The 8,669-nt window shown below is 50.8% G+C and carries 9 protein-coding genes and 1 other annotated feature; all 9 genes read right to left on the reverse strand.

Features of this window, described 5'->3' with window-relative positions; translation table 11 throughout:
- Positions 1-15: 15 nt before the first annotated feature.
- The gene (gene rpoB, locus DEALDRAFT_RS07545; RefSeq protein ID WP_008516346.1) at positions 16-3,810 is read right to left on the reverse strand and encodes a DNA-directed RNA polymerase subunit beta; all 3,795 of its coding nucleotides are present in this window, start codon (positions 3,808-3,810) and stop codon (positions 16-18) included.
- A 595-nt stretch (positions 3,811-4,405) separates the two neighbouring features.
- Positions 4,406-4,783: a 50S ribosomal protein L7/L12 gene (gene rplL, locus DEALDRAFT_RS07550; RefSeq protein WP_008516348.1), complete on the reverse strand. Its 378-nt coding sequence runs from the start codon at positions 4,781-4,783 to the stop codon at positions 4,406-4,408.
- Positions 4,784-4,829: 46 nt separating this feature from the next.
- A complete protein-coding gene (gene rplJ, locus DEALDRAFT_RS07555) occupies positions 4,830-5,363 on the reverse strand; it encodes a 50S ribosomal protein L10 (protein ID WP_008516351.1) in 534 nt (177 codons plus the stop codon).
- A gap of 81 nt (positions 5,364-5,444) precedes the next feature.
- Positions 5,445-5,590 (reverse strand) — a sequence feature (ribosomal protein L10 leader region).
- 55 nt (positions 5,591-5,645) lie between these two features.
- The gene (gene rplA / locus DEALDRAFT_RS07560; RefSeq protein ID WP_008516352.1) at positions 5,646-6,356 is read right to left on the reverse strand and encodes a 50S ribosomal protein L1; all 711 of its coding nucleotides are present in this window, start codon (positions 6,354-6,356) and stop codon (positions 5,646-5,648) included.
- A 60-nt stretch (positions 6,357-6,416) separates the two neighbouring features.
- Complete coding sequence (gene rplK, locus DEALDRAFT_RS07565; protein WP_008516353.1) at positions 6,417-6,842, reverse strand: 50S ribosomal protein L11; 426 nt, start codon at positions 6,840-6,842, stop codon at positions 6,417-6,419.
- A gap of 19 nt (positions 6,843-6,861) precedes the next feature.
- Entirely contained in the window at positions 6,862-7,386 is a 525-nt protein-coding gene (gene nusG, locus DEALDRAFT_RS07570; RefSeq protein WP_008516354.1) for a transcription termination/antitermination protein NusG, read from the reverse strand.
- Positions 7,387-7,414: 28 nt separating this feature from the next.
- Complete coding sequence (gene secE / locus DEALDRAFT_RS07575) at positions 7,415-7,609, reverse strand: preprotein translocase subunit SecE (RefSeq protein ID WP_008516355.1); 195 nt, start codon at positions 7,607-7,609, stop codon at positions 7,415-7,417.
- Between the two features lie 38 nt (positions 7,610-7,647).
- A complete protein-coding gene (gene rpmG, locus DEALDRAFT_RS07580; protein WP_008516356.1) occupies positions 7,648-7,797 on the reverse strand; it encodes a 50S ribosomal protein L33 in 150 nt (49 codons plus the stop codon).
- A 193-nt stretch (positions 7,798-7,990) separates the two neighbouring features.
- On the reverse strand, positions 7,991-8,669 hold a 679-nt coding region (locus DEALDRAFT_RS07585; protein WP_040378660.1), incomplete at its 5' end, for an EF-Tu C-terminal domain-related protein.

Consider the following 8,669-nt stretch of genomic DNA (forward strand, 5'->3'; position numbering starts at 1 on the left):
CAGTTGCAACTCAACCTATTCTTCATCATCGTCAAACTCTTCATCAAGGCCGCGGCGCGGCTTTTTCCTGCCGTATGAAAGGTCGTCATCTTCATCATCGTCAAGGTCCAGATCTTCCAGATCATCGCCCAGATCATCGTCTTCCAGTTCTAACTCCAAATCCACATCCAGGTCCAAATCTTCATCCTCGGTACCGGCCAGAGAAATCTTGGCCAACTCTTCCTCGGTGAGCTCCACCTCAGCGTCATCGTCCTCTTCAGACTCCTCTTCATCCACCACTTCTTCTTTGAGAACATGGATTTCGCCGTCTTTGTCTTCATCTTCGGTGCCTTCGATGTTAACACCCAGATCGCGGACTTCACCGTCTTCGTCGGCTTCTTTGATTTCCAGCTCGCCCACTTCTTCATCCACAACCTTCACATCCATACCCAGACTCTGCAGCTCCTTCACCAGCACCTTAAATGATTCGGGCACGCCGGGTTCGGGAATGTTTTCGCCTTTGACAATGGCTTCATAGGTTTTTACCCGGCCCACCACGTCATCGGACTTAACGGTAAGAATCTCCTGCAGGGTATAGGCGGCGCCGTAGGCTTCCAGCGCCCAGACCTCCATCTCCCCGAAACGCTGGCCGCCAAACTGAGCTTTACCGCCCAGCGGCTGCTGGGTAACCAGGGAGTACGGCCCGGTGGAACGGGCGTGGATTTTATCGTCTACCAAATGGGCCAGTTTCAGCATATATACATAGCCCACGGTTACAGTGTTGTCAAAGGCCTCGCCGGTACGGCCGTCAAACAGGGTAGTCTTGCCGTTCTCCGGCAGTCCCGCCTCTTTAAAGGCATCAAATACGTCTTCCTCCCTGGCGCCGTCAAAGACGGGGGAGGCAATGTGAATGCCCATGGTCTTGGCAGCCCAGCCCAGGTGTGTTTCCAGGATCTGTCCGATATTCATCCGGGAGGGAACGCCCAGGGGGTTTAGCACAATCTGGACCGGAGTACCGTCGGGTAAAAACGGCATATCCTCTTCCGGCATAATGCGGGCGATAACCCCTTTGTTGCCGTGGCGGCCCGCCATTTTATCCCCTTCGGAGATTTTACGCTTCTGGGCCACGTAAGCGCGCACCAGTTGGTTCACACCGGGGGGCAGTTCATCACCGTTTTCACGGGAAAATACTTTTACGTCCACCACCATACCGCTTTCACCGTGGGGCACTCGCAGGGAGGTATCCCGGACTTCCCGGGCTTTCTCCCCGAAAATGGCCCGCAGCAAACGTTCTTCTGCGGTCAGCTCGGTCTCGCCTTTAGGTGTTACCTTACCCACCAGGATATCGCCGGCCCGGACTTCTGCGCCCACACGGATAATGCCGCGCTCATCCAGGTCCTTTAAGGCTTCTTCACCCACATTGGGGATATCCCGGGTGATTTCCTCCGGGCCCAACTTGGTATCACGGGCCTCGGACTCGTATTCTTCAATATGAATGGAGGTAAAGACATCTTCTTTTACCATCTTTTCGCTAAGTAAGATGGCGTCCTCGTAGTTGTAGCCTTCCCAGGGCATAAAGGCCACCAGGATATTACGTCCCAGCGCCAGCTCACCGTGATCGGTGGAAGGACCGTCGGCAATCACAGCGCCGGCGGCTACTTTTTGGCCGTGGGTGACGGTGGGTCGCTGGTTCATACAGGTTCCCTGGTTGGAACGCTTGAATTTCTGCAAGGTATAGATATCGCAGCCGCGCGGAAAACCTTCTCTGGGTTCACCGGGGAAAGTTTCGCCGGTGCGGCCGTTAATATGCCGGTTGGGCGCTTCCGGATCATCATCGCGCCTGATCATAATGGAATCGGCGGAGACAAAAACAATCTCACCACCGTTTTTGGCCAACACCACCACACCGGAGTCACGGGCAGTTTTATACTCCATGCCCGTCCCCACCAGCGGCGCTTCCGCCTTCAAAAGGGGCACAGCCTGACGCTGCATGTTGGCTCCCATAAGGGCCCGGTTGGCGTCATCGTTTTCCAGGAAAGGAATAAGGGCTGTGGCCACAGAAACCAGCTGTTTTGGTGAAACGTCCATAAAATCAATGTTGGAGGGCGGACGCAGTACAGTTTCGTGGCGATAACGGCAGGTAATGCGCTCTGCCAGGAAGTGGCCGTTTTCATCCAGAAGGGCGTTGGCCTGCGCCACGGTATAGTTGTCCTCATCGTCGGCGGTAAGGTAAACAATTTCCTCGGTTACCCGGCCTTTTTCCTTATCTACTTTACGGTAAGGTGTTTCAATAAAGCCGTATTCATTGATCCGTCCAAAGGAGGACAACGAACCGATGAGGCCGATGTTTGGTCCTTCAGGGGTTTCAATGGGACACATGCGGCCGTAGTGGGAATGGTGAACATCCCGCACTTCAAAACCGGCACGCTCCCGGCTCAAACCACCGGGGCCCAAAGCGGACAAACGGCGTTTATGGGTCAGCTCCGCCAGCGGGTTGGTCTGGTCCATAAACTGGGACAGCTGACTGGAACCGAAAAACTCTTTAATGGAAGCAATAACCGGGCGGATATTAATCAGCGCCTGGGGAGTAATGGCTTCCACATCCTGAATGGTCATCCGTTCCCGAACCACCCTCTCCATGCGGGAAAGGCCGATTCTAAACTGGTTTTGCAAAAGTTCACCCACGCTGCGCAGGCGGCGGTTACCCAGATGGTCGATATCATCGGTATGTCCCACACCGTCCATCAAATTAAGAATGTAACCGATGGCCGCCACGATGTCTTCCCTGGTCAGGTGCTTCACACCGGGAGTGATTCGTTCGTTGTTTAAAACCACAATTTCTTTATCGTCGGCGGTAATACGGATGCGGCTTACGCCTTTTTCCTCAAAGGACCGGGCCATATCCACCGTTACCGTCTCGCCGGCCCGGGCCAGCACATTACCTTCGGGATCCAGCACGTTATCGGCCAGATTGCGGTGCAGTACCCGTGGTACAAAGGATAACTTTTTATTTACTTTATAACGGCCCACATGGGCAAAATCATAGCGTTTGGGCTCAAAAAACAACGACTCAAACAAAGAACGGGCGTTTTCCACGTTAAGAGGCTCGCCGGGGCGCAGTCGCTTATAAATCTCCAAAATACCGGCTTCAAAGGTATCGGTATGATCTTTCTCCAGCGTGGCCAAAATTCTGGGGTCATGGTCATAAAGACCCAGAATATCATTGTTGGTTCCGTAACCAATAGCACGCAGAAGCACCGTAACCGGCACTTTCCGGGTACGGTCCACTCGGACATAAATTACATCATTGACATCGGTCTCAAACTCCAGCCAGGCCCCTCTGTTGGGAATAATGGTTCCCGCAAACAGCGTTTTACCCACAAAATCAATCTGGCTGTTAAAATACACTCCGGGAGAGCGGACCAACTGGCTGACGATGACCCGTTCGGCACCATTGATGATGAACGTGCCGTTTTCCGTCATTAGTGGGAAGTCTCCCATGAAAACTTCCTGCTCTTTTACTTCGCCGGTCTCCTTGTTAATCAGGCGGACACGGACACGTAGCGGGACCGAAAACGTGGCGTCGCGCTCTTTGCACTCGTCCACGGAATACTTCGGTTCACCCAGGGAATATCCTATGAATTCCAAAACCAGGTTTCCAGTAAAGTCCTGAATCGGTGAGATTTCATTAAACATCTCCTGTAATCCCTCGCTGAGAAACCAGCGATAGGAAAACTGTTGGATCTCAATCAGATTGGGCAGATCCAGAACTTCGTCAATCCGTGCGTAGGTGCGGCGCTTCCTCGTTCCCGCGTCGACGACTTTGAACATGTCAGGCACTCACTCCTGTCCCTAGGTTTTACCCTAAAAAATAACAATACCTTCTTAAACATATTTAGGGAATAAATCCGCAACATTATAGTCTTTCCAGTTATGCAATTTCATATACGAAAATATACATAAATAGGGCTTACTGAATAAGTCATTCCATGACTTATTCAGTTGCGGACGAAGTCCGCACTGAATTAAGAAAAGCTGGCTTTTCTTAATTCAGACGCCGTATTTACGACGTCTGAATTTGAGAGTGTAACTCTCAAATTCGGGTGCACGTGTACACGTGCACCTGAATACCTCAAAAAATCTACTGATGGCAATGCTAGATAGCGATTTTTTGAGTGATTCAGTAAGTCCTAAATAAGGCAAAGAAGGCATTGTTAAGCAGTTTATAATAATATCACAATACCCCTCGCATGTCAAGGAATGGCAGCGATAAACACAGATTTCCCCTGTCAGTCGAAAAAAGAAGAAAAGCTTGCGCTTTGGACTTTCTTTAAAGCAAGCTTTACTGATGAGATAATATTAAACGGCAGTGACAAAAAGGCACCCGCAAAGGGGTGCCTTTTTCACTACACCGCTGGAGATAAAACTATTTTACTTCCACGCTGGCGCCAGCTTCTTCCAGCTTGGCTTTCAGAGCGTCGGCATCTTCTTTGCTTACTTTTTCCTTTACAGCCTTGGGAGCGTTGTCAACCAGCTCTTTGGCTTCTTTGAGGCCAAGACCGGTAGCTTCACGTACAGCCTTAATTACCTGAACCTTCTTGTCTCCGGCACCGGACAGAACTACATCGAATTCGGTCTGCTCAGCGGCAGCGGGAGCATCTCCACCGGCAGCGGGAGCAGCAGCCATGGCCACAGGTGCAGCGGCGGATACGCCAAACTCTTCTTCAAAAGCCTTTACCAGCTCAGACAATTCCAAAACAGTCATCTCTTTTACGATTTCCAAAACTTCATTAACTTTAGACATTCTTAAAATCCTCCTTATAATTCAAGCATAGTTTTTTTATAATTTATTAACCTTCGTTGGCAGCGCGCTGTTCTCTTACAGCGTCTAAAGTGCCCACGAACTTACGCAGCATAGCTTGCGCTGCTCCGGCAAATCCGGTCATCGGTGCGGCGAATGCGCCGGCCACCTGACCCAGTAGTACTTCACGGGACGGCAGGTCTGCCAGTGCCTTAATGCGGGCCGGATCAATCAGGTTGCCTTCCAGAAGACCGCCTTTAATCTCCAGCTTGTCATTCTCCTTGGCAAACTTGGACAAAACTTTGGCCGGTGCCACCGCATCCTCAAAACCATAGGCAATGGCTGTGGGGCCTTCCAGATATGTGTCCAGCGCCTCATAACCCAGTTCATGGGCCGCAATGCTGGCCAATGTGTTTTTTACAACCACATACTTCACATTTTCAGCACGCAGAGCGCGGCGCAGTTGTGTAATCTCATCCACATTAAGTCCACGATAGTCGGTAACAATGGCACTCTGGGCGTTCTGCAGATCTTCCTTTACTTCACTGACAACTTGCTTCTTGGCCTGTTTGGTAATGCTCATCCTTCCACCTCCCTTTTGGCAGGAATTATATCCTGACTGTGGCTTGTTTACCCTACTGCTACACATCCCAGATAATTGGGGTATAAACCAAAAGATGGCCTCCGCGCAGACACACGGAGGCCATCAATAGCTTTTCAGACAAATGATGACTTTCCGACCTCGGCAGGCGACGAATCCTTAAGCTCCAAAAGAGCACCTGCTGTCTACAGCCTGAAACGTTATTTATTGATTTATACGTGCACGGGGCATTTTATCATATGCTGCCGCTTTTTGCAAGCTTTATTACTTGGCTTTGCCAAGTGCCGCCGCTTTCTGGGTATTAATCCGGATTCCCGGCCCCATGGTGGAGGCGACGGTGATGGAACGAAGATACTGACCCTTGGCAGCTGCCGGCTTAACTTTGATTAAGGTATCGATGATGGTGTTGAAGTTTTCCTGCAACTTCTCCATTTCAAAGGAAGCCTTGCCGATGGGGACATGGATGATACCGTTTTTGTCCACACGGTATTCCACTTTACCGGCTTTAATTTCATTTACTGCGCGGGCCACTTCCATGGTAACGGTTCCGGTTTTGGGGTTGGGCATCAGGCCTTTGGGTCCAAGCACGCGACCCAGTTTACCTACGGTACCCATCATATCCGGTGTGGCCACAGCCACATCGAAACCGAACCAACCACCATTAATTTTAGCCACCAAATCATCAGCACCGACAAAATCGGCACCTGCTTCTTCCGCTTCCTTGGCTTTCTCGCCTTTGGCAAAGACAGCCACTGTTACTTCCTTACCGATGCCGGCAGGCAGCACCACTGCACCACGCACCTGCTGATCGGCATGCTTGGGGTTTACGCCCAAACGAACGGCCAGCTCCACAGTACCGTCAAACTTGGTGGTAGCTGTTTTCTTGGCCAATTCCAAAGCTTCGGTGGGATCATAGAGCATGTCCCGATCCACCAGCTTTCTTGCTTCAACATACTTCTTGCCGTGTTTAGCCATTTTGCTAATTACCTCCTTGTGGTCCCGGCGAGGCGGCAGGCCTCTCCCACATAAATTACGTTATCCTTCGATAACAATACCCATGCTGCGGGCGGTACCTTCGACCATCAGCATTGCTGCTTCTACGTCGTTGGCGTTTAAATCTTCCATTTTCAGCTCAGCGATTTCACGCACTTTGTCACGGGACAGCGTTGCCACTTTTTCCTTGTTGGGTACACCACTGGCTTTGTCAATTCCGGCAGCCTTTTTCAACAGAACCGCTGCAGGCGGTGTCTTGGTGATAAAGGAGAAAGAACGGTCATCCATAATGGTAATAACAACAGGAATAACCAGACCGGCCTGTTTTGCTGTGCGCTCGTTAAACTCTTTACAGAAACCCATGATGTTTACACCGTGCTGACCCAGGGCAGGACCAACGGGAGGCGCGGGTGTTGCTTTTCCAGCGGGAATCTGCAGTTTAACCATACCAATAACTTTTCTTGCCATACTTCCACCTCCTATCCTGCTAAAGCTTTTCCACTTGGTAGAATTCAAGTTCAACCGGGGTTTCCCGGCCAAACATGGACACAAGCACCTTAATCTTACGACGGTCCTCCAGAACTTCTTCCACAGAGCCGACAAAATTGGCAAAAGGCCCGTCGGTTACCCGGACATTTTCACCTACGCTAAAGTCAATCTTGGGCTTGGAGTCACCCATTCCCATCTGTTTGAGAATCTGGGAAATCTCCGCATCGGACAAGGGGATAGGCTTGGAACCGGGACCGACAAAACCGGTCACACCGGGCGTGTTGCGCACAACATACCAGGAGTCATCGGTTACGATCATCTCCACCAGCACATATCCGGGAAAGACCTTCTTTAAGGTTTCCTTCTTCTTGCCGTTTTTGATTTCCAGCTCTTTTTCCATGGGAACTAAGACGCGGAATATTTTATCCTGCATCTCCATGGATTCTACCCGTTTTTCCAGATTCGTTTTTACTTTGTTTTCATAGCCGGCGTATGTGTGTACCACATACCAGTTTTTACTCATAGGCGAGGGGATGGCCCCTACCTCCTCACTATTGGAGAATCAACTGCAGCATCCCCGTAAAACCTGTATCGAGGATCCAGAAAAAAACACCGATTACCAGAATCGCCATCAGGACAATGGATGTAAAAAGGGTGACTTCCCGGCGAGATGGCCAGTGCACCTTTTTTAACTCCTGCTTTACATCCTTGATGTGTTTTGTCAGCACTTTAACATTGGCTGCCATGCCTTCACATCCTTAGTAATAAGTAATAGAATAAATCCTTACTTAGTTTCTTTGTGGTCTGTATGCTTTTTGCAGAATGAGCAGTATTTACTCAGTTCAACGCGGTCCGGTGTGGTCCGCTTATTTTTAGTGGTAATATAATTCCGCCTTTTGCATTCGCCACAGGCCATGGTGATTTTAACGCGCATCTAAACACACCCCCTAAAAGCTGTTTGGCACTCTAAAATAGAGTTTGTACCGCAAGCAAAACTTCTATCCCGGGCCAAGGCCTGAGATTTCACTTTTACAAATTTATCACACTTGTATGCCAGTTGTCAAACTTTTTGTCAGTTGTACAGAGAGAGAAAAGCACCGCCGCACGGCGGTGCTTTTGGTTTACTATTACTCGATGATGCTGGCCACAACACCGGCGCCTACAGTGCGGCCGCCTTCGCGGATAGCAAAGCGCAGGCCTTCCTCGATGGCGATGGGGGTGATCAGTTCGATCTTCATCTGCACGTTGTCACCGGGCATAATCATTTCCACGCCTTCCGGCAGGGTGATAACACCGGTTACGTCGGTGGTACGCAGGTAGAACTGGGGACGGTACCCCTGGAAGAACGGAGTATGACGGCCGCCTTCCTCTTTCTTCAATACGTAAACCTCGGCGTTGAACTTGGTGTGAGGGTTAATGCTGCCGGGCTTAGCCAGAACCTGGCCGCGCTCGATTTCTTCACGGTCCACACCGCGCAACAGGGCGCCGATGTTGTCGCCGGCTTCGGCAAAGTCCATGATCTTGCGGAACATTTCCACACCGGTTACAACGGTCTTACGGGATTTTTCAGCAAAACCGACGATTTCCACTTCTTCGCCCACTTTGATGGCGCCACGCTCTACACGACCGGTGGCAACGGTACCGCGGCCGGTGATGGTGAACACGTCTTCGATGGGCATCAGGAAGGGCTTGTCGATGTCACGTTCCGGAGTGGGAACGTACTCGTCCACAGCGTCCATCAACTCCCAGATTACTTTGCAGTCGGGGCAGTCGCGCTGACCGCAGCCGTGCTCCAAAGCTTTCAGG

The organism is Dethiobacter alkaliphilus AHT 1 (assembly GCF_000174415.1).
Classification (GTDB): Bacteria; Bacillota; Dethiobacteria; order Dethiobacterales; family Dethiobacteraceae; genus Dethiobacter; species Dethiobacter alkaliphilus.